Annotated in this window: 18 protein-coding genes; 2 read left to right on the plus strand and 16 right to left on the minus strand. The window is 63.8% G+C overall.

Annotation, left to right across the window (positions count from 1 at the left end; translation table 11 throughout):
- Window positions 1–272: 272 nt before the first annotated feature.
- The 7 genes from ACVWZ5_RS03625 to pip form a co-directional block, all read right to left on the minus strand.
- Complete coding sequence (locus ACVWZ5_RS03625) at window positions 273–1,007, minus strand: amino acid ABC transporter ATP-binding protein (protein ID WP_457340456.1); 735 nt, start codon at window positions 1,005–1,007, stop codon at window positions 273–275.
- Window positions 1,000–1,962 carry an amino acid ABC transporter permease gene (locus tag ACVWZ5_RS03630; RefSeq protein WP_028688381.1) on the minus strand — a complete coding sequence of 321 codons (963 nt, stop codon included), beginning with the start codon at window positions 1,960–1,962 and terminating at the stop codon, window positions 1,000–1,002. The genes ACVWZ5_RS03625 and ACVWZ5_RS03630 overlap by 8 nt, the downstream gene beginning before the upstream one ends.
- 79 nt (window positions 1,963–2,041) lie before the next feature.
- Complete coding sequence (locus ACVWZ5_RS03635; protein ID WP_028688382.1) at window positions 2,042–2,839, minus strand: transporter substrate-binding domain-containing protein; 798 nt, start codon at window positions 2,837–2,839, stop codon at window positions 2,042–2,044.
- Window positions 2,840–3,101: 262 nt separating this feature from the next.
- Window positions 3,102–5,675: a glucans biosynthesis glucosyltransferase MdoH gene (gene mdoH, locus ACVWZ5_RS03640; protein WP_062572598.1), complete on the minus strand. Its 2,574-nt coding sequence runs from the start codon at window positions 5,673–5,675 to the stop codon at window positions 3,102–3,104.
- The gene (locus ACVWZ5_RS03645) at window positions 5,668–7,404 is read right to left on the minus strand and encodes a glucan biosynthesis protein G (RefSeq protein WP_336196370.1); all 1,737 of its coding nucleotides are present in this window, start codon (window positions 7,402–7,404) and stop codon (window positions 5,668–5,670) included. The genes mdoH and ACVWZ5_RS03645 overlap by 8 nt, the downstream gene beginning before the upstream one ends.
- A 263-nt stretch (window positions 7,405–7,667) precedes the next feature.
- Window positions 7,668–8,105 (minus strand): D-aminoacyl-tRNA deacylase, encoded by a 438-nt coding sequence (gene dtd / locus ACVWZ5_RS03650; protein ID WP_062572597.1) that lies wholly within the window; start codon window positions 8,103–8,105, stop codon window positions 7,668–7,670.
- Window positions 8,102–9,073, minus strand: a complete 972-nt coding sequence (pip, locus tag ACVWZ5_RS03655) for a prolyl aminopeptidase (RefSeq protein WP_046853900.1) — start codon at window positions 9,071–9,073, stop codon at window positions 8,102–8,104. The genes dtd and pip overlap by 4 nt, the downstream gene beginning before the upstream one ends.
- A gap of 190 nt (window positions 9,074–9,263) precedes the next feature.
- Here pip and ACVWZ5_RS03660 point away from each other — a divergent pair, with 190 nt between their 5' ends.
- A complete protein-coding gene (locus ACVWZ5_RS03660; RefSeq protein ID WP_186599688.1) occupies window positions 9,264–14,777 on the plus strand; it encodes a dermonecrotic toxin domain-containing protein in 5,514 nt (1,837 codons plus the stop codon).
- 6 nt (window positions 14,778–14,783) lie between these two features.
- Here ACVWZ5_RS03660 and hutG read toward each other — a convergent pair whose 3' ends face one another.
- The 7 genes from hutG to hutC all read right to left on the minus strand — a co-directional run bounded on the left by hutG (window position 14,784) and on the right by hutC (window position 23,103).
- Window positions 14,784–15,587, minus strand: a complete 804-nt coding sequence (gene hutG, locus ACVWZ5_RS03665; protein ID WP_062572595.1) for an N-formylglutamate deformylase — start codon at window positions 15,585–15,587, stop codon at window positions 14,784–14,786.
- A gap of 10 nt (window positions 15,588–15,597) precedes the next feature.
- Window positions 15,598–16,803: an imidazolonepropionase gene (gene hutI, locus ACVWZ5_RS03670; RefSeq protein WP_062572594.1), complete on the minus strand. Its 1,206-nt coding sequence runs from the start codon at window positions 16,801–16,803 to the stop codon at window positions 15,598–15,600.
- An 18-nt stretch (window positions 16,804–16,821) separates the two neighbouring features.
- The gene (locus tag ACVWZ5_RS03675) at window positions 16,822–18,225 is read right to left on the minus strand and encodes an amino acid permease (protein ID WP_062362632.1); all 1,404 of its coding nucleotides are present in this window, start codon (window positions 18,223–18,225) and stop codon (window positions 16,822–16,824) included.
- A gap of 149 nt (window positions 18,226–18,374) precedes the next feature.
- A complete protein-coding gene (gene hutH / locus ACVWZ5_RS03680; RefSeq protein WP_028688391.1) occupies window positions 18,375–19,907 on the minus strand; it encodes a histidine ammonia-lyase in 1,533 nt (510 codons plus the stop codon).
- 87 nt (window positions 19,908–19,994) lie between these two features.
- A complete protein-coding gene (hutU, locus tag ACVWZ5_RS03685; RefSeq protein ID WP_028688392.1) occupies window positions 19,995–21,668 on the minus strand; it encodes a urocanate hydratase in 1,674 nt (557 codons plus the stop codon).
- Between the two features lie 155 nt (window positions 21,669–21,823).
- The gene (locus tag ACVWZ5_RS03690) at window positions 21,824–22,396 is read right to left on the minus strand and encodes a HutD/Ves family protein (RefSeq protein ID WP_457340417.1); all 573 of its coding nucleotides are present in this window, start codon (window positions 22,394–22,396) and stop codon (window positions 21,824–21,826) included.
- On the minus strand, window positions 22,393–23,103 hold the full coding sequence (gene hutC, locus ACVWZ5_RS03695) for a histidine utilization repressor (RefSeq protein WP_172402402.1): 711 nt from the start codon (window positions 23,101–23,103) through the stop codon (window positions 22,393–22,395). The genes ACVWZ5_RS03690 and hutC overlap by 4 nt, the downstream gene beginning before the upstream one ends.
- Before the next feature lie 144 nt (window positions 23,104–23,247).
- On the opposite strand from hutC, the gene ACVWZ5_RS03700 reads away from it, so the two are divergent.
- Window positions 23,248–24,612 (plus strand): formimidoylglutamate deiminase, encoded by a 1,365-nt coding sequence (locus ACVWZ5_RS03700; protein ID WP_280071100.1) that lies wholly within the window; start codon window positions 23,248–23,250, stop codon window positions 24,610–24,612.
- A 148-nt stretch (window positions 24,613–24,760) separates the two neighbouring features.
- On the opposite strand, the gene ACVWZ5_RS03705 is transcribed toward ACVWZ5_RS03700, so the two are convergent.
- Both ACVWZ5_RS03705 and bamE read right to left on the minus strand, forming a co-directional pair.
- Window positions 24,761–25,333, minus strand: a complete 573-nt coding sequence (locus ACVWZ5_RS03705) for a lipocalin family protein (protein WP_062572593.1) — start codon at window positions 25,331–25,333, stop codon at window positions 24,761–24,763.
- A complete protein-coding gene (gene bamE / locus ACVWZ5_RS03710) occupies window positions 25,330–25,584 on the minus strand; it encodes an outer membrane protein assembly factor BamE domain-containing protein (RefSeq protein ID WP_028688397.1) in 255 nt (84 codons plus the stop codon). The genes ACVWZ5_RS03705 and bamE overlap by 4 nt, the downstream gene beginning before the upstream one ends.
- Window positions 25,585–25,754 lie beyond the last annotated feature (170 nt).

Consider the following 25,754-nt stretch of genomic DNA (forward strand, 5'->3'; position numbering starts at 1 on the left):
ATCCTGGGGCGCAGCGCTTGACGGGCATCCATGCCCGTCACCTCCCTCCGCAAGAACTCCGCTCGGCCTCCTGAAGTCGCAATTGGCGGCGCCTGAACTATCGCGCACTTAGAAGCAAGATCAAGATCAAGATCAAGATCAAGAAATGAGCATTCTTTGATTGGAAGGTGGTGGTATTTCGACAGTCAGGCCTCTCGCCAATATATAGCAAGAGGCCTGAACAGTTTTGATCACATACATTGCACCCACGGTTTACGCAGGTCTAAACACAATCACAAAACTTGCCGCAAGAACGCCTGCGCCCGCAAATCCTTCGGCGCAGCAAAGAATTCCTGCGGCGGCGAATCTTCCAGCAACTTCCCGTGGTCAAAGAACAACACCCGATCCGCCACTTCCCGGGCAAAGCCCATCTCGTGCGTCACGCAGACCATGGTCATGCCTTCCTGGGCGAGGGTCTTCATCACATCCAGCACCTCCCCGACCATTTCCGGATCGAGCGCCGAGGTCGGCTCGTCGAACAGCATCACCTTCGGGTCCATCGCCAGGGCCCGGGCGATGGCCACCCGCTGCTGCTGGCCACCGGAAAGCCGCGACGGGTACTCGTTGGCCTTCTGCGCGATACCGACCTTTTCCAGCAACGCCTGGGCCTTGGCCTCGCGCTCGGCCTTGTTGCGCTTGCGCACCACCTTCTGCGCCAGGCACAGGTTCTCCAGCACGGTCATGTGCGGGAACAGGTTGAAATGCTGGAACACCATGCCGACTTCTCGGCGATAGGCGTTGATATCGGTCTTCGGGTCGTCCAGCTGCAAACCGCCGATGGACACATGGCCCTCGTCGAAATGCTCCAGGCCATTCAGGCAGCGCAGGAAGGTCGACTTGCCCGAGCCCGAAGGCCCCAGCACCACCACCACCTCGCCCTTGGCGACCTGGGTGGTGACGTTGTCCACCGCGCGCACCACCTGGCCGCGGGTGTCGAAGACTTTCAGCAGGTCACGGACTTCAATCACTTTGCGCAAGCCTCCGCTCGAGCCGGCTGGCGATGTGCGACAGCGGCAGGTTGATCAGCAGGTACAGGCCCGCCACGCAGAACCAGATCTCGAACGTCGAGAACGAGGTGGTGATGGCCTCGCGGCCGCTCTTGGTCAGCTCGGTGATGGCGATCACCGACACCAGCGAGGTGTCCTTGACCAGGCTGATGAACTGCCCGGCCAGCGGCGGCAGCACGCGCTTGAACGCCTGCGGCAGGATCACGTGGCGCATCGACTGGGCGCCGTTCAGGCCCAGCGATCGCGCCGCCTCGTTCTGCCCCTTGGCGATCGACTGCACGCCGGCACGGACGATCTCGGCCACGTAGGCGCCAGTGAACAGCGCCAGCGCCGCCACCCCGGCGAACTCGCGGGACAGGTTGAGCACGGTACCGATGAAGAAGTAGAAGATGAAGATCTGCACCAGCAGCGGCGTGCCACGCACCAGCTCGACATAGACAGTGGAAAGATCACGCAAGGTCGGGTTGTTCGACAGCCGGCACAGCCCGGCGAACAGGCCGATCACCAGGCCCAGGGCGCCGGAGATCACCGAGATCCACAGCGTCGTCCACAGGCCCCAGGCCAAGGGCCCGGCGGCCCAGTGGCGGGTGACGCCGATGGCATCGCCCTCGGCGACGTCGTCGCCGCGGGCCAGCAGCATGCTGTCCTTGGCCACTTCGACGACCTGGTTGTCGCCGTTCTCGTCCTTCAGGGTGACCCGGGCATTGTCGCCGGACACCACGATTTCCTCGACCGTGCCGGGGTTGGTGGCACGCTGGGTTTCCTCGGCCTTGTAGGCGAAGTATTGCGGAACGCGGTTCCAGCGCCACTCATAGGAAATCATCGAGGTGGCCAGGTACAGGCTGAACGCCAGGCCCACCAGGACCAGCGCGGTCAGCCCATGCCAGGGCCACTGTGCTTTCTTGTGTTTGATCACGTGGGGTACTTCCGTAAAAGCGAAACGCGCAGGGCTTGCCTGCGCGTCGAGGTCAGCGCCTGGGGTTTTGGCCCGGGCCTTATTCCATTTCCTTCAGCCAGTCCTTGCTCTTGAACCACTTGTCGTGAATACGATCGTAGGTCCCGTCATGCTTGATCTGGTGCAGGAAGTTGTTGATGTAGTTGATGCTGTCGTAGTCGCCTTTCTTCAGGCCGAAGGCCAGCGGCTCGTAGGTGAAGGGCTCTTCCAGGAACACCAGCTTGCCGGCGCCGGCCTTCTCCACCGCCACCACGTTGTAGGGCGAGTCGTAGACGAAGGCGTCGGCCTTGCCGTTGACCACGTCCATCACCCCTTCCTGCTCGTTGTCGTAGCCGTGGTACTTGGCCTTGCTGATCAGCTTCTTCGCGACCATCTCGCCGGTGGTGCCAAGCTTGGAAGTGAGGCGGTACTTCTCGTTGTTCAGGTCCTTGTACGACTTGATCTCGCCCGCAAGCTCCTTGCGGATCAGCAGGGTCTGGCCAACCACGATGAAGGGTTCACTGAAGTTCAGGCGCAGGTTGCGTTCCTGGGTCAGGGTCATGCCGCTGCCGATGAAGTCGAACTTGTCGGTCATCAGGGCCGGGATGATGCCGTCGTAGGCGGTGGAAACCATCTCCAGCTTGACGCCCATGGACTTGGCCATGGCCTTGAGGATGTCGACCTCGAAGCCGATGATCTCACCGCGCTTGTTGGTCATTTCGAACGGCATGTAGGTCGGGTCCATGCCCACGCGCAGGGTGCCACGCTTGACCGCGTCGTCGATGGCGCCGGCCTGGGCGGCGGTCACCGCGATCAGGGCGGTCGCACCTACCAGCAGTCGCGACAGGTATTTCTTAATCATCACCAAGTCCCCTAGCAAGAAGTACGCAGATTTTTTCTTGTAAGCACGGTCCGACAGACCGATGCGCAATATCGGGACGGATGCTAACGCATGCGCGGCGCAGGACCTAGAGCCGGGGGGGACTTTGTTGGCCAAAAGATGGCGAAGAACGAGGGCTTTGCCCTCGTATCGCCGGCAAGCCGGCTCTCACAAGGATAATGTTGCACCTGTGGGAGCCGGCTTGCCGGCGAACGGGCCGCGAAGCGGCCCCAAGGAAGGGTCAGGCGCCGGCCAAGGCTGGCTGGGCCACGTTCTCCGGATGCAGCGGCAGCAGCGGCGAGTGCGGATCGTTGGCGATGGACGCCCGCCACACATCGATCCACGCCGTGTTTTGCCCGGTCCACACCTGCTCGTGCAGACGCGATAGCGCCACCGGATCGCTGAGCAGCGCCAGGCGGGTGTTCAGGTCCAGGCCTTTCGGGCCGACTTCCAGTGCCTTGGCCACGCGCTCCGCGCGCAGCGCCTCGATCGGGGCCGCCTGGCCGTGACGCGCCGTGGCCATGGCACAGGCCAGGGCGTTCTGGCGCGGGTCGACCACGGCACGGACGAAACCGTCGTGCAGGGCGTGCCAGCGGTTCTCGTGGGTGTACTGGTCGGTCGCCAGCAGCTCTTGCGGCGTTGCGTATTCCTCGGGGATGAGGAACAGCTTCTCGTCCTTGGCCGCCAGGCCCAGGCGCGTGCGGCTGGAAATTACCGACACCGGGATCGACAGCACCAGCGAGCCGACGATCGGCGCCAGCCACCACAGGAAGCTCGGGTTCAGCCAGGCCACCAGGCCAGCCCAGGCGATGCCCAGCAGGGTCTGCGGACCATGGCGACGTACCGCCTCGCTCCACGGAGTCGAGTCGTCGTCACGCTGCGGCGAGTTCCAGGTCGCGGCCCAGCCGAGGAACGCGGCCAGCACGAAGCGGGTGTGGAAGATCATCCGCACCGGCGCCAGCAACATGGAGAACAGCATCTCCATCAGCATCGACAGGGTGACCTTGATGCGCCCGCCAAATTCGGTGGCGCCTTTGGCCCAGATCAGGATGACGCTGAGCAGCTTGGGCAGGAACAGCAGCACGATGGTGGTGGAGAACAGCGCGATGGCTTTCTCCGGGTGCCACTGCGGCCACAGCGGGTAAAGCTGGAACGGCTCGATGAAGTACTGCGGCTCCATCAGGGTGTTGGTCGCCAGCAGCGCCGTCGACAGCACCAGGAACAGGAACCACAGCGGCGCCGACAGGTACGACATCACCCCGGTGAGGAACACCGCGCGGTGCACAGGGTGCATGCCCTTGACCAGGAACAGGCGGAAGTTCATCAGGTTGCCGTGGCACCAGCGGCGGTCGCGCTTGAGTTCGTCGAGCAGGTTCGGCGGCAGCTCTTCGTAGCTGCCCGGCAGGTCGTAGGCGATCCACACGCCCCAACCGGCACGGCGCATCAGCGCGGCTTCGACGAAGTCGTGGGAGAGGATCGCACCAGCAAACGCGCCTTTGCCCGGCAACGGCGCCAAGGCGCAGTGCTCGATGAACGGCTTCATGCGGATGATCGCGTTGTGGCCCCAATAGTGCGACTCGCCCAGTTGCCAGAAGTGCAGGCCGGCGGTAAACAGCGGGCCGTACACGCGGGTGGCGAACTGCTGCATGCGCGCATACAGGGTGTCCATGCCCGAGGCTTTCGGCCCGGTCTGGATGATACCGGCGTCCGGGTTGGCCTCCATCAGGCGCACCAGGCTGCTCAGGCACTCGCCGCTCATGACGCTGTCGGCGTCGAGCACGACCATGTACTTGTATTCGCCGCCCCAGCGACGGCAGAAGTCGTCGAGGTTGCCGCTCTTGCGCTTCACCCGGCGCCGGCGGCGGCGGTAGAAGATGCGGCCGAAGCCCTTGGTTTCACGGCACACGTCGAGCCAGGCCTGTTGTTCGGCGACGGCGATATCGGTGTCGTTGGTGTCGCTGAGCACGAAGAAATCGAAGCGGTCGAGGTTGCCGCTGGCGGCCACCGATTCGAAGGTGGCGCGCAGGCCGGCGAACACCCGTGGCACGTCTTCGTTGCAGATCGGCATCACCAGCGCGGTGCGCGCCTCGGGCGCGATCGGCTCGTTGCCGGCGCTGCTGCCGGAAATCTTGTACTTGTCACGCCCGGTGAGCAGCTCGAGGAAGCCCATCAGGGCGGTCCAGAAGCCCGCCGACACCCAGCAGAACAGGATGCCGAACAGGACCAGGATGGAGGTCTGCAGCGCATACGGCCACACCTGCACCACCGTGTCCCACAACGGCTGGTTGAGGATCTCGTCGAGATCGACGAACGACCAGCCCTGGTAAGGCAGGATGCCCTTCATGTACCAGCCGGCGACGAGGGTCTGGCCGATCATCAGGGTCAGCAGGATGTAACGGCGGATCGAACCAACCGTGCGCCAGCGCGCCGGCGGCAGCTCGCGCTTGGGCGGCTGCGGGGCGTTGGTGCGGCCGGTCATGCGGCGCCACATGCGGATCAGGATGTTGGTGCGCCACGGCTCGGGCACGACCTTGGTGCGCTTGATCGGCGGGGCGATCTTCAGGCACAGCCGCCCACCGGCATCGACGCCGAGCATCTCGGCGTCTTCCAGTTCGGCGGCGCTGCCGACGGTAAGACGGGCGCCCACCGAAGCCTGGGCGGCCTCGGTGGTGCCGGCGGCCGGTTGGGCCGCCAGGTGTTGGTGCAGCTCGCTGAAGGAGGTGCAGCGGGCAAGTTCCGCACGCTGCTCGTCGCTCAGGGGAAGGTGGGCCAGGTACTCGCTCAGCGATTCCGGCCTTGCGCTTGAGTTACTCATCGGCAGGCAACTGATAGCTCCAGGTCTCGGTCAGCACTTTCTCGGTGGTGGCCGGGATCCCGTTGGTGGATGCCGCATCGGCGGCGGGTTGCTCGGCAGCCTTCTCGGCCTTGGCTTTCTCGGCCTTGGCGTGAGCGTGCTTGGCCGCGGCCTTGTCCTGCTTGGCATCCTTGGCCGGCTTGGGCTGCTCGACCGGAACGTCACGCAGCAGCGCGGCACGCATCTCGGTGGATTTCTTCGGATCCTGCACCTTCAGGCGCAGGGTCAGGCGCCAGCCCTTGGTTTCCGGGTTGTAGCGCAGGTTGTTCTCGACCACTTCGGCGTTGTCGCCAACGCTGACCTGGCTGCGCACGGCGGTGTCGGCCGGCAGGCTGGCAAGGTTCGGGCCGATGAAGTCGACCAGGAAGGCGATGGTGCCATCGGGCTGACGGATCAGGTTGGACTGCTTGACGTCGCCGGTGGAACGCAAGGTTTGCTTGACCCAGCCCAGCTCAGGCGAGTGCAGCTGGTCTTCCTTGATGGTCCAGCGCAGGCGGTAGTCATACTCGAACGGCTTGCCTACCTCCGGCAGTTTTTCCGGACTCCAGAAGGCCACGATGTTGTCATTGGTCTCGTCGGCGGTCGGTATCTCGACCAGGTCGACAGTGCCCTTGCCCCAGTCACCCTTCGGCTCGATCCAGGCGCTCGGGCGCTTCTCGTATTCGTCATCGAGGTCTTCGTAGTCGCTGAAATCGCGCTGGCGCTGCAGCAGGCCGAAACCACGCGGGTTCTCGACACTGAAATTGCTCACGGCCAAGTGTTTGGGGTTGTTCAGCGGACGCCACAGCCATTCGCCGTTGCCGGCGTGGATCGACAGGCCCTCGGAATCGTGCAGGGCCGGACGGTAGTTCATGACCTTGGACGGCTGGTTGGGGCCGAACAGGTACATGCTGGTCAGCGGGGCGATGCCCAGGCGGCTGACGTTGTCACGCAGGTAGACCCGCGACTTGACGTCGACCAGGGTATCCTCGCCCGGACGCAGGGTCAGCTTGTAGGCGCCGGTGGAGCGCGGCGAGTCGAGCAGTGCGTAGATCACCAGGTGCTTGTCATTCGGCTTGGGTTTTTCGATCCAGAACTCGCGAAAGCGCGGGAATTCCTCGCCGGACGGCAGCGCCGTGTCGATGGCCAGGCCACGGGCCGACAGGCCGTAGCGGTGGCCCTTGCCGACCACGCGGAAGTAGCTGGCGCCAAGCAGAGTCATGATCTCATCTTGCTTGTCGGCCTTGTTGATCGGGTAGAGCACGCGGAAACCGGCGTAGCCGAGGTTCTTGGTGGCGTCGGCGTCGTGCGGCACGTCACCGAACTCGAAGCGGCTCGGGTCGTACTTGATTTCCCTGACCTTGTTGGCGGTGATCTCGTTGATGGTCACCGGCGTGTCGAAATGCATGCCCTGGTGGTAGAACGAGAGCTTGAACGGCGTCTTGTCCTTGGCCCACTCGGCCTTTTCCTGCAGGAAGCGGATCTTCTGGTAGTCGGCGTACTTCATGTCGCGGAACACCGGCGGCAGGTTGCTCTTCGGTGCCTCGAACTTCTGACCGGCCAGATCCTTTGCCTTGGCTGCAACATCGTCCAGATTGAATGCCCACAGCTGGCCCGCGCTCATCAGGCCGACCAGCGCCACGCCGGCCAGCATGGCCTTGCGCAGCCGGGTACCGGGGATTCTAGGTGCAATACAGGGGCTTACAATCACGAGCAATCCTCGCCGAAAACAGATCATGAAACCAACGGCCAGCGACCAATGCCGGGTTGGCGAGCACTGTTCGGACCCCGTGAGGGCCTAATGATTCCCCAAACGGATCCTGACAATGCTCGAGTCAAAGTGAAACGAACCTGCGAACGCAGGTTCATGCAGCGCGCGATTATCCAGCAGGTCGCGTTACAACGCATCAGGCTGAACAAACTATTTATCGTACAAAACCCCTTGTTTTTCGACAAACAAAGGGTTTTTTGACCTCATATTTGTAACATAAATGTTACCGGGCCATCATTGACCAGATGCACCTGCATGTCGGCACCGAAGCGACCACTGGCCACAACCGGGTGCCGACCCTGCGCCTGGCGCAGCAGATAGTCGAACAGTTCGGCGCCGAGGGCCGGTGGCGCAGCCGTCGAGAAGCTCGGGCGCATGCCGTTGCGGGTGTCGGCGGCCAGGGTGAACTGCGACACCAGCAGCAGGCCACCACCAACATCCTTGAGCGAACGGTTCATCTTGCCCTGTTCGTCGCTGAACACCCGGTAGTTCAGCAGTTTGTGCAACAGCTTGTCGGCATGCTCAGGCGAATCTTCAGGCTCGACCGCCACCAGCGCCAGCAACCCCTGGTCGATGGCGCCGACGATTTCCCCCGCCACCTCCACCCGGGCGCCGCGCACGCGCTGGATCAGCCCCTTCATGCTTCTTCCAGGGGCAGGTCGAGCAGGCGTCGGGCCATCTGGTCGGCGGCGCGCACCAGGGCATCGGTGATGCCGGGCTCGGAGGCGGCGTGGCCGGCGTCGCGGATCACCTTCAGCTCGCTGTTCGGCCAGGCCTGGTGCAGCTCCCAGGCGTTGTCCAGCGGGCAGATCACGTCGTAGCGGCCATGCACGATCACCGCCGGCAGGTGGGCGATCTTCGGCATGTCGCGGATCAGTTGGTCCTGCTCGAGGAAGGCGTTGTTGGTGAAGTAGTGGCATTCGATGCGAGCGATCGACAGGGCGCGCTGCGGCTCGGAGAAGCGGTCGACCACCAGCGGGTTCGGACGCAAGGTCGCGGTGCGGCCCTCCCAGGTTGACCAGGCCTTGGCGGCATGCATCTGGGCGATCTGGTCGTTGCCGGTCAGGCGCTTGTGGAAGGCCTTGACCAGGTCGCCGCGCTCTTCCGGTGGAATCGGTGCGATATAGTCCTGCCAGTAATCCGGGAACAGACGGCTGGCACCTTCCTGGTAGAACCAGCTGATTTCCTGCGGGCGGCACAGGAAGATCCCGCGCAGGATCAGCCCATGCACGCGCTCAGGATGGGTCTGGGCATAGGCCAGGGCCAGGGTGGAACCCCAGGAGCCGCCAAACAGCACCCACTTGTCGATGCCCAGATGCTCGCGGATGCGCTCCAGGTCCTCGACCAGGTGCCAGGTGGTGTTGTTCTCCAGGCTCGCATGGGGCGTGGAGCGACCACAGCCGCGCTGGTCGAAGGTGATGATGCGGTACAGGTTGGGGTCGAAATAGCAACGGCTCTGGGCATCGCAACCCGCGCCCGGGCCACCGTGGATGAACACCACGGGCAGACCTTCCGGCGAGCCACTCTCATCGACATACAGCACATGCGGCGCTTCCACGGCCAGATCGTGCCGGGCGTAGGGTTTGATCTGCGGGTAGAGGGTCTGCATCGCGCACTCCGTGTGAGGTTTGGTTCAGCCGTGGGCCATCATAAACCTGAATTGCGCTTTGAGCATGTTCTCGTGCAGCCGAACGTCAAAGTTCGAGCAATCGAGCAATCACCGAACAGAAACATCTACCACATGCGCGCCAGGCGCAAGGACATAGTCACTGAGCCTTTCACTTCACACAGGGCTCCTCATGACATTGCAGAAAGACTCCAGCATCGCCTATGCGCTGATCGCCGGAAAAACCCCCGAGTGGTTGAAATCCGCGCCACCCTCGATCCATACCCAGATGAAACAGGTGATGAGCGGCCGGGCATCTACACTGGAACAGGCATGCCAGGCCCAACCTGCCATAGCCAAAGCACTGGCAACCGAGCATGCGCGGTTTCAGACAGCCATGGCTCAGGTGCAGGCCCTGTATCAGCCCCTGCCGGACCTGGAAGCATTCGCCAGGGAGCGGTTGAGCACGGCCATCAAGGAAACCTTCGGCTTCGAGGTGGATGTCACCAACAATTTTCTGCTGGACGTCAGGCAACTCGACAATCAGCCCGGCCAGGAGGTCGGGGCCTACAAAAAAGCCACCCGCTCATTGCTGGAGAGTGCGCTGCGAAATTTCGCGGCCAGTGCAGCCGAACCCGGAGGCATGGACAACGCTGATGCCCTGCTCACGAAGTCGGTGATCCTCGACCATAAAGGCTTCATGGGCACGGTCCCCATCCCCAACGCCCTCGACATGGCGCCCGAACGATTTGCCCAGCTGTGCCGCGAGCTGGATATCGGCGGCCAGTACCAGGCAATGCTGCAGGCCATCTATTACAGCGACATCAAGAGCGGCGCAAGCAACCAGGCGACCTTCGAAAAGATAGCCGAGCTCGAGCGCTGCACCTTCATGCAAAGCCTGCACCTTGCCCGGCTGCAGAATGACATCAGCCAGAACCTCTATGAAGCAGCGCTGGCGCTACCCCTGGATGTTCCGGTTCGATCCTCCTCCCTCACGTTCAGTGTCATTTCGCTTTGGGACGTGCAGCTGACCGGCATGCGCCTGTTCAATTACAGGACAATCGATGGACAACGATCGGTGGCGCTTTACATTCCCGGCGACCCGAGGACACCGCTCAGGGAATTTGCCTCACAGACAGAATGCGAGCAATGGCTGCATGATCGCCTGCGCGGCGACATCAGGTACCTCGATCAGTGCGTAAAAGAGCGCCACAAGCCCTATCTGCTGGGCAAGTTGCTGGACCGGTTGATGCCGTTGACGCTGACGGTCAAGGGCACTCATGAACGCACCGCAGATCCACAAGCCAAGTTGCATTGGCAAACGCGCCAACTGGAAGGATCCCTGTTGCAAGGACTGGTCACGGAAAAAGTCTTCCGCCATGAAGAAGATGCCGCCTTCCACGCTATCCCTACGACCCTCATCGATACCATCACGGCGGTAAGCTACCGCGAGCATTTGCTGCAAAAAGCCCTGACCACTCTCAACATCGCTGGTTTCCTTGTACCTGCACTCGGCGAGGTGATGCTGGGTGTCTGTGCGCTGCAACTGGCCTACGAAGTCTACGAGGGTATCGAAAGCTGGACCCAGGACGATCGGCAACAGGCTTACGAGTACCTGTTGGACGTGGTGAAGAACGTGGCGGAGATGGCCGCATTCACCCTGGCCATCAAGGCGGTCAGGGGTGGCGTGGGTGCCGCTGTTGGCGGCTTGGCAGAGCCAGCGCCTTTGCCTGAGCCCATGCCAGTGGAGACGCCTTCATTCATCGAAGAACTCGACGATGTGGAACTCCCCGAGGGGCAGACCAGGCTCTGGCAACCTGACCTTACGCCCTACGCCCAGTCCGTCGACCTTCCTGCAACACTCCAGCCAGACAACCTGGGGCTGCGTCAACATCATGGCAGAACCTGGCTGCAACTGGACGGCAAAGTGTTCTCGGTCAGGCGCTCAGCACAGGGCGATGGCTACCGCATCGAACACCCGAGCCGGGCGAACGCCTATCAACCACTGCTGCGTCACAACGGCACCGACATCTGGCTGCACCCGTTGGACCGCCCCGAGCTATGGCAGGAAAGCCAACTGCTGCGCCGCTCGGGAGCACTCAACGAAGGATTCGACGACGATACCGCACAGCGCATCTTGCGTGTGAGCGACATCGATGAGGATGTCCTGCGCAACGTGCTCTGCGAAGGTCGGCGCCTGCCTTGCCAACTGCAGGATACCTTTACCCGCTTCAAGCTCTACCAGGCCATGGAACAGGCAAATACGCAGGCATTACCTGGCGAGGTTCAGCGTGACTTCCTGCAGCAGTACCAGCGCCTGCCTGCAAGCCAGGCGCCGGGTGCCGAAATGCTCCGCACACGCTATCGGCAGCTCCCCTCCCCCTTTATCGAGGAGCTGCTGGGCAATGCCACCGCAAGCGAACTGGGCGAGCTGCGCAATGGCAAAGTTCCCAGGCGCCTGGCCGACGAAGTACGCCTGCTCCAGCAGCAGATCAGGCTCAACCGGGCCTATGAAGGGCTGTACCTGGAGCAGTTGCGCAACTGGGACACCGACCGGCTGGTACTCCATACCGTTGCACAGTTACCCGAGTGGCCAGCGGATCTCGGCATCACTCTGGAGCAGCGCATGTACTCGCCCAGCCAAAGTACCCGCATCGGTCCCGACGATGCGCCGGCAGACTCAACGATCATCAGTGCCCAGGCCGGCTATGTGCTGATGCGCAGCGAAACCCCCGGTGCACCACTGAACGCCCACGCCTCGTTGTACGGCGCCCTGTTCGAAGCACTCAGCGAAGCACAGCGCGCTGCGCTGGGGATTAATGACGAGTTGGCACTCAAGGCAATGGTTCAGCAAGCTGACTTGCTGCCACGCCCAGTGCTGAGGCAGGTACTGGGCATGCAGGCGGTGGAACCGGGCTTCCGCTCGCCCATGCGCCTGGCCGATGGGCGTATTGGCTACCCCCTGGGCGGCTCTCGCCCACGCGCTGCCAGCATTTCACGGCAATCACTGCTCGCCAGGATCAGGCAGATTGGCCTGCACACCCCCGTGTCACGCCCCGCCGAGCAGCTCCTGACAGCACTGGAGAGCCGCAGCCTTGATCGTAATGCAATCAACGACCTGCTCGACAATCTGCAGGAGCAACGTAGCCAATTACACACCAGCCTGAACAACTGGCGGCAAAGGACGGCTGCTCTGCCTGGCCAGAGTGGGAGCGACTTCGAGCAGTTGACGAACGCCATCATGCAGCATTGGTATGATCGCGCCTTTGCCGCAAACGGCAGCGTGGTTACACCCTTGCGCCTGGAGCGATTGTCCCTGTTGGACTTCCCCCTTCAGTTGCCGACGTTCTTCACCGCAGGCGTCAGCGATTTGCAACTGCTCGAGACCCAACCTGAACGCTATGAAAGCGTGCGCGAGCACACACCGCGCTTGCACAGCCTGCTGCTGCAATTCGCCAACCTGAGAACACTGGAGATCAGCCGCGCTTACCGGCCAGAGGCTTTGCCCTCGCCGTTCCAGTTCAGCCTGCCGTTGATCGCAGAGCGGCTGCCCTTGCTGCAATCGCTGAGCCTGACACACCAGAACATGCTGATTTCCACAGCAGATATCGACAGCCTCGCAAGCCTGGCCGACCTGCGCCACCTGGATCTCAGCGGAAATCGCCTCTCCGAGGACTACCCGCCTGATTACAGTCAACTCAGGCTGACCTATCTGGGCCTGGACCACATGCACCTGGACCATTGGCCGGACGGACTCGGCTACAGTACCGTCTCGCGCCTGGAGCAGCTTTCCTTGCGCAACAACCAGATCACGTTACTGCCCCACTTCCTTCTGGAAAGCCCTTACGGCGCCAGCGAACATCCCCAGCTGTACCTGCAAGGCAACCCCATCAGTCACGACCACATGCTGTCTGTGATGCTCAACCAGGACGGGTTTGGGTCGCGCCTGGACTGGGACCAGCCCGATGCTTTCCGTGAACGTCTGAATCAGCAATTGAGCCTGCGGCAGCAACTGCATGACCTTCTCGACAACTACATCAACGCCTCCTCCTCGACCACGGTGGTCAGCCAGGCCGTTCTGGCCGGCAGATTGCGTATCGCCACGGCATTGAGGCAGTTCTGGAGTGGTCAGGAGACCCGTCAACTGAGCATCCCGCTACGCCTGACAGGTGTCGCACTAGACTTGTTTCCGGCCCGGCTACCTGCGTTCTTCACCGAACGGGTACGCGACCTCTGCCTCGAAAATGTCAGCGGTAGCACCTCACAGCTGCTGGATCTGCTCAGTCGTTTCCCTCATGTGACGCGCTTGACCCTGGACACTTTCGTACGGGCACCACAAGACCTGCCAATGGCGCTAAGGCAATCTTCCGGGCTCAGCTACCTGGCACTGCGAAATATCGGGCTGGAGGTCGACCAGCACTTCATGGATGCGCTGGAGCCACTGCACCGGCTTGAAGTACTGGACCTCAGCAGCAACGGCGCCGGCACGATCATCAATGCCCCACATACACTCCTCTCGCTGCGACGCCTTTATCTCAACGAGATGGGCCTCGAGCATTGGCCGACCTGGGTAAATCGCCTGTTGCCCCTGGAAATGCTGGACCTGAGCGATAACCAGATCAGGGAGCTTCCCCCCCACATCATGCATAACCTCGATAACAACGTGCTCATCAGCACGATCGGCCTCCACGGCAATCCACTGTCGGAGGACACGGTGCACCGCGCACGCGCGGCATCGGAAAGCCAAAGCAGCTTCACCCTGAGGTTCGATGCACCTGCCGAATGGAACGAGGACCTGCTCAACGAACTTCTCGGGGACCCGGCGCGGCTGCTCATCGACGATGTTCCCAGGCTCAACGACTGGCTCCAGGCGTCGGAGGTGGAGAACGAAGCGCTGCGCGATGTCTGGGAGCAACTTCAGAAGGCAGGCGATGCCCAGGAACTACTCGCCCTGGTGGGCCGGTTGAGGAACACCTCCACCTACCGGAACGACGAAACCCGCGTAGGACTGTGCGAACGGGTGCACAAAGTGCTGGTCAGAGCACTGCTCGACGCAGACGATCGGGCACTGTTCAATATCCAGGCCAGTGAAGCCCTGACGCAGGAGAACGGCAGCCAGACCTGCCATGACGGCGCACTGCTGGCCTTCAAGAGCATCGAGTTCTACATCGCCCGCGAACGCCTGCAGTTCGAAGGCGCGGACAGCGAGGCCAACCTGTACCGTGAACTGCGTCGCCTTTATCGCATACATGCAGTGGATGAGGTGGCAACGCGAGAGGCCGGCAACCGGGATATCGCCGAGGTGCGCCTGACCTACCTGCGCGAACTGAACGGGCCACTGCAGCTAGGTCAGCCTGTCGACAGGCTGCTCTATGCCATCAACCCCAGTATCGAGGAATTGATCGATGCCGAGCTGCAGGTTCGGCGTGGTGAACTCGGCGAAGATTTCCTGCGCTTTGCCGCCACCAATGAAGTGTGGGTGCAGCACTTGCGCCAGGCCTACGCGCAACGCTTCGAGCAGATCGAAAGCGCTTACCGGGACCAGGTGATTGAATTGCAGGAACGTAACCCAGATCGACCACTGGATACACTGGCCGGTGAGTTCAACGTCCTGGAGCAAAGGCGACAAGCCCGCGAAGCGCACCTGATTCGTGAACTCACCGCCTTCGCCGACCCTGATCGCAGACCACGCTCCTCGAGCGAATGACCCGGCTCAACGCCCGTGGCGTTCACGCCCCCAGGCCAGCGTGGCTTGCAGCAACCGCCGCAAGACCACCTGGGTCGGCTGCGCGAGATCTTCGCGGTAGCGGAAAGGCTCGACCTCTTCCATGTAGGTGCTTTGCGCCAGCTCCAGTTGCACCGCATGTATGTTGTTTGCCGGATCGCCGTAGTGCCGGGTGATATGCCCACCCTTGAAACGCCCATTGAGCACATGGCTGTAGCCTTGGGCGTCGCCGCACACGCCCTGCAGCCGATCGGCCAACTCGGGATTGCAACTGGCGCCGTTGAAAGTGCCCAGGTTGAAGTCCGGCAGCTTGCCGTCGAACAGGTGCGGGATCAGCGAGCGGATCGAGTGGGCATCCCACAGCAGCGCATAACCGAACTCGGCACGCAGGCGGTCCAGCTCGCGACGTATCGTGTCGTGGTAGGGGCGCCAGATCTCTTCCAGGTAGGTTGCCCGCTCATCAACGGAGGGCACCTGGCCTTCCCTGAACAACGGCTGGCCATCGAACAATGTCGCCGGGTACAGGCCGGTGGTGGCGCCGGCGTACAGCGGCTTGTCGTCATCCGGGCGGTTCAGGTCGATGACGAAGCGCGAGTACTCCGCCGCCACCACGCTGGCGCCCAGGTCACGGGCGAAGTCGTAAAGGCGCGGAATGTGCCAGTCGGTGTCCGGCAGGCTGCGCGCCTGGTCTACCAGGCCGTCGCGTACGGCATCGGTGAGGCCCAGCCCGGCGTGAGGCATGCTGATCAGCAGGGGCAGGCGGCCCTGGTGGAAACTCAATACCTTGTCCATGTCGCCTCGCTCAATTGGATATCTCATGGCCCAGGCGCACCACGCGCTTGGGCAGGTCGCCGCCGAGCCAGTAGCTGAGGTCGGCCGGGCGTTCGATCTGCCAGGCGATGAAGTCCGCCACCTTGCCCACTTCCAGCGAGCCGTGGCTGTCGCCCAGCCCCAGCGCCGTGGCGGCGTGAACGGTGACGCCGGCCAGCGCTTCCTCCGGGGTCATGCGGAAACAGGTGCAGCCCATGTTCAGCATCAGGCGCAGCGACAGCCCCGGTGAAGTCCCGGGGTTGAGGTCGCTGGCCAGGGCGATCCTCACGCCGTGCCGGCGCAGGGCGTCCATCGGTGGCAGCTGGGTTTCGCGCAGGAAGTAGAACGCCCCTGGCAACAGCACGGCAACGGTGCCGGCCTCGGCCATGGCGATGGCGTCTTCCTCGGTCATGAACTCCAGATGGTCGGCCGACAGCGCCTGGTAGCGCGCCGCCAGGCTCGAGCCGTGCAGCGAAGACAGCTGCTCGGCGTGCAGCTTGACCGGCAGCCCCAACTCGCGCGCCTTGATGAACAGGCGCTCGACCTGGGCCGGGGAGAACGCCAGGTGCTCGCAGAAAGCGTCCACCGCATCCACCAGCCCCTCGGCAGCAAGCGCCGGGAGCATCTGCTCGCAGATATGATCGATGTAATCGTCTGCCTTGCCCGCGTATTCCGGCGGCAGGGCGTGGGCAGCCAGGCAGGTGCTGCGTACCGTCACCGGCAGCTCCTCGCCCAGGCGCCGGGCGACGCGCAGCATCTTGCGTTCGTTCTCGAGGTCCAGGCCATAGCCGGACTTGATCTCGATCGTGGTCACGCCGTCGCGCATCAGCGCCTGGACCCGCTGGCGGGCACTGGCCAGCAGCTCGTCCTCGCTGGCGGCGCGGGTGGCCCGCACGGTGCTGGCGATACCGCCGCCCTGGGCGGCGATCTCGGCATAGCTGACGCCCTGCAGGCGCTGCTCGAACTCGCCGCTGCGGTTGCCGCCAAATACCGCGTGGGTGTGGCAGTCGATCAGCCCGGGGGTGACCCAGGCGCCGCCCAGGTCGACGACGCGGTCGGCCGCGACCGACGGCACATCAGCGCGGGGGCCGATCCACTCGATCAGGCCAGCGCTGGTGACGATCGCCGCGTCCTCGATGACCGCGTAGCGACCATCGGTCATGGTCGCGGCGTGGCAGTGCTGCCAGAGGGTTCTCATCAGGATCTCCTTTCTAATTCAGCGGTGCAGCTCGGCAGGCTCCCGGACCTGCTCGCCACCACCGGCGCGCGGCTTGCACCACAGCAGGTAGGACGCCACCAGGAACACCACCCAGATCACGCCAACGATCAATGCCGCCTGGGTGTCAGGGAAGTAGCCGAGCACACCGAAGATGAACACCATGAAGGCAATGGCCAGGGCCGGGCCATAGGGCCAGAACGGTACCGGGAACTTGAGCTGGGCGACCTCCTCGCGGCTCATGCTGCGGCGCATGGCGACCTGGGTGACGAGGATCATCAGCCACACCCATACCGTGGCGAAGGTGGCGATCGAGGCGATCAGCAGGAACACGTTTTCCGGGATCAGGTAGTTGAGCAGCACGCCTATCAGCAGCGCCGCGCCCATCACCACCACGGTCATCCACGGCACGCCGTGTTTCGACAGTTTACCGAAGCCACGCGGCGCCTGGCCGTGCTGGGCCAGGCCATACATCATGCGCCCGGCGCCGAAGATGTCGCTGTTGATTGCCGAGATCGCCGCCGAGATCACCACGATATTGAGCACGGCCGCGGCCGAACCGATGCCAAGGTTGCTGAAGATCTGCACGAACGGGCTGCCCTGGCTGCCGATCTGCGGCCACGGGTACAGGCACATCAGCACGAACAGGGTGAGCACATAGAACAACAGGATGCGCAGCGGCACGGCATTGATCGCCTTGGGGATGACCCGCTGAGGATCTTTCGCCTCGCCGGCGGTGACGCCGATGATCTCGATGCCGCCGAAGGCGAACATCACCACCGCGAACGAGGCGATAAGGCCACTGACGCCATTGGGCATGAAGCCGCCATGGTCGAACAGATTGCTCACCCCGACCGCGTGCCCGGTGCCCACCTGGCTGAAACCGAAGGCCATGATGCCGAGGCCCGCGAGGATCATCGCGACGATGGCGCCGACCTTGAGCAGCGACAGCCAGAACTCCATCTCGCCGAAGACCCGCACGTTGCACAGGTTCAGGCCGCCAATCAGGAAGACGATACCCAGCACCCAGATCCAGCGGGCGACCTCGGGGAACCAGAAGCCCATGTAGATACCGAAGGCGGTGACATCGGCGATGGCGACGATGACCATCTCGAAGGCGTAGGTCCAGCCGAGGATGAAGCCGGCCATCGGGCCGAGGTAGGTGCTGGCGTAGTGGCCAAAGGAGCCGGCCACCGGGTTGTGCACGGCCATCTCGCCGAGGGCGCGCATGACCATGAACACGGCAGCGCCGCCGATCAGGTAGGCCAGCAGCACGGCCGGGCCGGCCATCTGGATGGCCGAGGCCGAACCGTAGAAAAGCCCGGTGCCGATTGCCGAACCGAGCGCCATGAAACGGATATGCCGGGCCGATAGCCCGCGCTTTAGACCTTGAGCTTGTTGCATGTCACGTCCTTATTGTTGTTCTGGTCGTGAGAATGAGGGGGCTGCTGCGCAGCCCATCGCCGGCAAGCCGGCTCCCACAGGGCGCATGCGGCGCACCTGCGTGGGAGCCGGCTTGCCGGCGAAAGGGCCGCACAGCGGCCCCAGCGGCATTACAGGCTAGGCAGGACCCCAGCCGGCAGCAGGCCGGTCAAGGTACCTTTGGCCAGCAGCTCGGACGCCACTTCGATATCCGGCGCGAAGAAACGGTCGCGGTCATAGTGCGGCACGTCCTTGCGCAGCGCCTGGCGCGCTTGTTCGAGCTTGACCGAAGTCTTCAGCCCCTTGCGCAGGTCCAGGCCCTGGCAAGCGCCCAGCCATTCGATGGCCAGCACGCCACGGGTGTTCTCGGCCATTTCCCACAGGCGCTTGCCGGCAGCCGGGGCCATCGACACGTGGTCTTCCTGGTTGGCCGAGGTCGGCAGGCTGTCGACGCTGTGCGGGTGCGACAGCGCCTTGTTCTCGCTGGCCAGCGCGGCGGCGGTGACCTGGGCGATCATGAAGCCGGAGTTGACCCCGCCGTTTTCCACCAGGAACGGCGGCAGCTGGGACATGTGCTTGTCCATCATCAGCGAGATGCGCCGCTCGCTCAGCGAACCGATCTCGGCAATGGCCAGGGCAATATTGTCGGCGGCCATGGCCACGGGCTCGGCGTGGAAGTTGCCACCGGAGATCACATCACCTTCGGCGGCGAACACCAACGGGTTGTCCGATACGGCGTTGGCTTCGATGCCCAAGACTTCGGCGGCCTGGCGGATCTGGGTCAGGCAGGCGCCCATGACCTGTGGTTGGCAGCGCAGGGAATACGGGTCCTGGACCTTGTCGCAGTTCTTGTGCGACAGCGACACTTCACTGGAGTCGCCCAGCAGATCGCGGAAGCAGGCGGCGGTGTCGATCTGGCCACGTTGGCCACGCACGGCATGGATGCGCGCATCGAACGGTGAACGCGAGCCCAGTGCCGCTTCCACGGTCAGGCCGCCACAGGCGATGGCCGCGGCGTACAGGTCTTCGGCCTGGAACAGGCCGCGCAAGGCGTAGGCGGTGGACGCCTGGGTGCCGTTGAGCAGGGCCAGGCCTTCTTTGGCGGCCAGGGTCAGCGGCTCGAGGCCAGCGACGGCCAGGGCTTCGGTGGCAGGCAGCCACTGACCTTTGTAGCGCGCCTTGCCTTCGCCCAGCAGCACCAGCGACATGTGTGCCAGCGGCGCCAGGTCGCCGGAAGCGCCGACCGAGCCCTTGAGCGGAATGTGCGGATAGACTTCGGCGTTGACCAGGCCGATCAGCGCGTCGATCACCTTGCGGCGGATACCGGAGAAACCTCGGCTCAGGCTGTTGATCTTCAGCACCATGATCAGGCGCACCAGGTCGTCGTCCAACGGCGCGCCGATACCGGCGGCGTGGGACAGCACCAGCGAACGCTGCAGGTTCTCCAGGTCATGGCTGGCGATGCGGGTCGAGGCCAGCAGGCCAAAACCGGTGTTGATGCCGTAGGCGGTGCGGTCTTCGGCGATGATCTGCTCGACGCAGGCGACACTGGCGTCGATGGCCGGCGCGGCGCTGGCGTCCAGCTGCAGGCGCACGGGGGCGGCGTGGATGGCGCGCAGTTGGGCCAGGGTCAGGGTGCCGGGCTTGAGGGTCAATTCGGTCACTTCGCTACTCCAATCGCTTGGGGCCACGCGGGGCCCCTTCTTGTTGTTCAGTATCACCCGTGAAGGGTGCGATCCAAAGCGCGGCGATCAGCCGGTGATCATCGGCAGGTCCAGGCCCTGCTCCTTGGCGCAGTCGATGGCGATCTGGTAGCCGGCATCGGCGTGGCGCATCACACCAGTCCCCGGGTCGTTGGTCAGTACACGGGCGATACGCTCGGCGGCTTCATCGGTACCGTCGCAGACGATGACCATGCCCGAGTGCTGGGAGAAGCCCATGCCCACGCCACCGCCGTGGTGCAGCGAAACCCAGGTGGCGCCGCCCGCGGTGTTGAGCAGGGCGTTGAGCAGCGGCCAGTCGGAGACCGCGTCGGAGCCGTCGCGCATGGCTTCGGTCTCGCGGTTGGGGCTGGACACCGAGCCCGAGTCCAGGTGGTCACGGCCGATGACGACTGGCGCCGACAGCTCGCCGCTGCGCACCATTTCGTTGAACGCCAGGCCAAGCTTGGCGCGCAGGCCCAGGCCGACCCAGCAGATACGTGCCGGCAGGCCCTGGAAGCTGATGCGCTCGCGGGCCATGTCCAGCCAGCGGTGCAGGTGGGCGTCGTCGGGGATCAGTTCCTTGACCTTGGCGTCGGTCTTGTAGATGTCCTCGGCGTCGCCGGACAGCGCGGCCCAGCGGAACGGGCCGACGCCGCGGCAGAACAGTGGGCGGATGTACGCCGGGACGAAGCCCGGGAAGTCGAAGGCGTTGGCCACGCCCTCTTCCTTGGCCATCTGGCGGATGTTGTTGCCGTAGTCGAAGGTCGGGATGCCTTGCTTCTGGAAGTCGAGCATGGCCTTGACGTGCACGGCCATCGATTGCTTGGCGGCCTTGACCACCGCAGCCGGGTCGGTCTGCGCGCGGTCGCGGTATTGCTCCCAGGTCCAGCCGGCCGGCAGGTAGCCGTTGAGCGGGTCATGGGCGCTGGTCTGGTCGGTGACCATGTCCGGGCGCACGCCACGCTTGACCAGCTCCGGCAGGATTTCGGCGGCGTTGCCGTGCAGGGCGATGGAGATGGCCTTGCCTTCGGCGGTGTACTTGGCGATGCGCGCCAGGGCGTCATCCAGGTCCTTGGCTTGCTCATCGACGTAGCGGGTTTCCAGGCGGAAATCGATGCGGCTTTGCTGGCACTCGATGTTCAGCGAGCAGGCACCGGCCAGGGTGGCGGCCAGTGGCTGGGCACCGCCCATGCCACCGAGGCCGGCGGTCAGTACCCACTTGCCTTTCAGGCTGCCGTTGTAGTGCTGGCGGCCGGCTTCGACGAAGGTTTCGTAGGTACCCTGGACGATGCCCTGGCTGCCGATGTAGATCCAGCTGCCGGCGGTCATCTGGCCGTACATGGCCAGGCCCTTGGCATCCAGCTCGTTGAAGTGTTCCCAGTTGGCCCAGTGCGGCACCAGGTTGGAGTTGGCGATCAGCACGCGTGGGGCGTTGCTGTGGGTCTTGAACACGCCGACCGGCTTGCCCGACTGCACCAGCAGGGTTTCGTCGTCTTCCAGGCGGGTCAGGGTCTCGACGATCTTGTCGTAGCACTCCCAGTTGCGCGCGGCGCGACCGATGCCACCGTACACCACCAGCTCTTTCGGGTTTTCGGCGACCTGCGGATCAAGGTTGTTCATCAGCATGCGCAGCGGGGCTTCGGTCAGCCAGCTCTTGGCGGTCAGCTTGTTGCCACGCGGGGCACGGATTTCTACGTCACGGTATTTGTTGTTGTCAGTCACGGGAGAGGTCCTCTGCGGTCGTCCGCGGGCGGGTATGTCGTGCTCAATATACAAACACACCTTTACTTGTATGTACAAGCATGGACAACCAAAAAAATCAGACCTATCCGCTGAGCGGCTGAAATAACTGGGGCCGCTTTGCGGCCCCAGTTATTTCAACGCGAAGTGAGTTCGATCAGGCAGAATCGCCCCTGCATATCCATTTCCAGCAACCCCTCGTTGCCATCGATCCGCAGGCAGTCATACCGCCCAAGCTGCTGCGTCTCTTCCCCAGCCAACCCCACCTCGACATGAGTGCCGGCGGCAAACAGCAACAGCGTCGACGCCGAACTGAACACGCGGTTGCCGCCATCGAACCACTGCAACCGAGCCCGATACCGCTGCGGCGCGTAGATCAGATTGAAATCTCGAATCGCCCCGCCCAGCAGCTTGCAACTGACCTGGCTCTCGCCACTGAAGGCAAACGCATCGAACGGCAGCAGCGGCCGGCTGGCCTGGCCATCGACCAGCAACCGCATGCCGTCGCCTTGCAACACGGTGATGATCCGCTGGTACCCGGCAAAGCTGGAAAAGCCACCGGACTCCTCGATATCGGCAATCGACAAGCGCCAGCCAAAACCGTCCAGGCTGTCGCCGGCATCGCGGGTGATCTCTTCGGTGAAGCCACCACCGTTCTTCCAGGGCATGCGCGGATAATCCCGGGCGCGCAACAACTGCAACTGAGTCATTTGCTGAATCGTCCTTCAAGGCGATGGCGGGAACCGGGGTGGATCAGGCGCGCGGCGGTCACCGGCTGGCGCCCAGACCAGGTGCGGCGGCGGATCAGCAGGCAAGGTTCGCCCCGCTCGATCTGCAACAGCGTGCATTCTTCAGGCTCGGCAAGGATGGCCTCGACCACGTGCTCGCCTTCGGTAAGCGGCGCGACCTGCGAAAGATAGGCGTAAGGCGTCTGCAGGGTGAAATCCTGCTTGAGGTAATCCGGAGCGATGGCCGCGTTGACGTAGCGGTCCTCGATCTGCACCGGCACGCCGTTCTCGTAATGCACGATCAGCGAATGGAACACCCGCTGGCCTTCGCGCATGTCCAGGGCCAGGGCGCGCTCGGAACCGGCGGCCTCCTCGGCCAGGGTAATCACCTGGCAGCTATGCTGGTGGCCACGGCCGGCGATCTCGTCGGCGATGTTGTTGACCTCGAACAGTGCCGAGCGGCTCTTGGGCTCGGCGACGAAAGTGCCGACACCCTGCATGCGCACCAGCAGGCCTTCGGCGGTCAGTTCGCGCAGGGCGCGGTTGATGGTCATCCGGCTGAAGCCCAGCTCGCTGACCAGTTCGCTCTCGGAAGGCACCCGGTGATGAGGCGGCCAGCTGCCGCTCTCGATCTGCTGGATGATCATCTGTTTCACCCGGGCGTAGAGCGGCGCCGGCCCTTCGCCCATCTGGGCAACCAGCGCGGAGACAGGAGGTGTCGGCACGGCGTTGAATCCTTGTGCGGTTGGAGTGAACGGTAGCTTGCCGGAGTTTACCCGGCAGGCAAACGGCTGTATATGTATATACAAGTTAACAATAACAGGATTTCACCGATGTCCGCCTACTTCGCCGAACGCGCCCTGCTGCCCTCGGGCTGGGCCCGCAATGTCCGCCTGGAGGTCGCCGCCGACGGCCAACTGGCCTCGATCGAGGCCGATGCCAGCGCCGCAGGCGCCGAGCGCCTGGCCGGGCCGTTGCTGCCGGGCATGCCCAACCTGCACTCGCACGCGTTCCAGCGGGCCATGGCGGGGCTGGCGGAAGTGGCTGGCAATCCCAACGACAGCTTCTGGACCTGGCGCGAGCTGATGTACCGCCTGGTCGGCCAGATCACCCCCGAGCAACTCCAGGTGATCGCCCGCCAGCTGTACATCGAGATGCTCAAGGCCGGCTACACCTCGGTGGCCGAGTTCCATTACGTGCACCATGACCAGAACGGCCAGGCCTATGCCGACCCTGCCGAGCTGTCGCGCCGCATCAGCGCCGCCGCCAGTGCCAGCGGCATCGGCCTGACCCTGCTGCCGGTGCTGTACAGCCATTCCGGCTTCGGCGGCCAGGCGCCCAACGACGGTCAGCGACGTTTCATCAACTCCACCGAGCAGTACCTGCGCCTGCAACAGCTGCTTGCCCCCTTGCTGGCGCAAAAACCGACGCAGGCGCTGGGGCTGTGCTTCCATTCCCTGCGCGCGGTGACGCCGGGCCAGATCGCCGATGTGCTGGGCGCCAGCGATGCGGCCTGCCCGATTCATATCCACATTGCCGAGCAGCAGAAGGAAGTCGATGACTGCCTGGCCTGGAGTGGCCACCGTCCGCTGCAGTGGCTGTACGAGCATGTCGAAGTCGACAAGCGCTGGTGCCTGGTCCACGCCACCCACGCCGAAGCCGACGAAGTCGCCGCCATGGCCCGCAGCGGCGCGGTGGCCGGGCTGTGCCTGACCACCGAGGCGAACCTGGGCGATGGAATCTTCCCGGCGGTGGACTACCTGGCCCAGGGCGGACGCATGGGCATCGGCTCGGACAGCCATGTGTCACTCAGCGTGGTCGAAGAGCTGCGCTGGCTGGAGTATGGCCAGCGCCTACGTGACCAGCGGCGCAACCGGCTGTATCGCGCCGACCAGCCGATGGTGGGCCGCACGCTCTACGATGCCGCGCTGATGGGCGGTGCCCAGGCGCTGGGGCAGCCGATCGGCGAACTCGCCGTGGGCAAGCGCGCGGACTGGCTGGTGCTCGATGGGCAGGATCCATACCTGGCCGTGGCCGAAGGCGATGCGATCCTGAACCGCTGGCTGTTCGCCGGCGGCGACCGCCAGGTGCGCGATGTGATGGTCAACGGGCAGTGGGTGGTGCGCCAGGGGCGGCATGGGCAGGAAGAGGAAAGCGCGGTGGCGTTTGTCGAGGTGCTACGCCAGGTTCTAGCCTGAACGCGGACCCTGTAGGAGCGGCCTTGTGTCGCGAAAGGGCCGCGAAGCGGCCCCAGCGATTTATGCGTCGGTGCTGACACCCCGGGGCTGCTACGCAGCCCTTTCGCGACACAAGGCCGCTCCTACAGGGACCGCGTCAGCCTGCTGCTCAATGACGGGCAACGATATCTCTGTCGGGCGTGCGCCAGATCAGTCGGCTGGTATCGAAGCCCTGCTGCCGTGCCTTGGCCAGCAGGTTCTCGCGCTCCCACGCCGGCAGCGAAGGCGTACGTGAAAGAATCCACAGGTACTTGCGATCTGGGCTGCCGACAATCGCCGTGCGGTAGCGTTCGTCGACGAACAGGATCCAGTAGTCGCCCTTGGCCACGCCGGGCACCAGGCGGGTGAACCAATTGTCGAACTCCACCCACAGCTTGTCGGTATGCCCGGCCTCCTGCGGGGAGGCATGGCCTTCGGCGCGCAGCCACTCGTCGCCCAGGGTGCGGCAGCGATTGAGCACGCCGACCGTGCCGTCGGGCTTGAGGTTGTAATGGGCTTCCGATTGGGCGCAGCCGTCCTGGTACTTCATCGGCAGGCGCGCCAGTTCGAACCATTTGCCCTGGTAACGCTTGAGGTCGACCGCACCTGCGGTCTTCGGCGCCAGCGGGTCGGTGGCCGAGGTGGCGCAGCCACCGAGCAGCATCACCAGGCACACGCCCAGCAGCAGGTGCAGACGCCTCATTTGAGGCCCTGCCCGGAATACATCAGGACCTTGTCCGCCGCGTACTGCACGCTGATGAAGCTCTTCTCGTCACCCCAGGTGCAACTGCTCATGCCCAGCGCGCCGGAGCACTCCTTGGGCGAACCGAGCAGTTGCTCGACCTCGGCCTTGTTCATGCCGGCCTTGAGCTTGGAATAGTTTTCCTGGTTGATCTTGCTGCAGGCGGTCAGGACGACGCACAAGGACAACAGGGCGAGGGAACGCAACGACATGAAGGGACACTCCTGGAGGTGGATACGCAGGTACGAGGGCCTGCAGGGAGCTTAGAAGGGAAAAAGGCTCCGCGGTTCCCTGGCAGGCCAGGTTTCGTTGTGCGCCGTTGGTCGCCTGGTGCGCAAACGATTAATGTTTTATTCCTGCGCGTCGACATAGAGCGATGGTG

The sequence above is a fragment of the Pseudomonas sp. TE6283 genome, assembly GCF_054060555.1.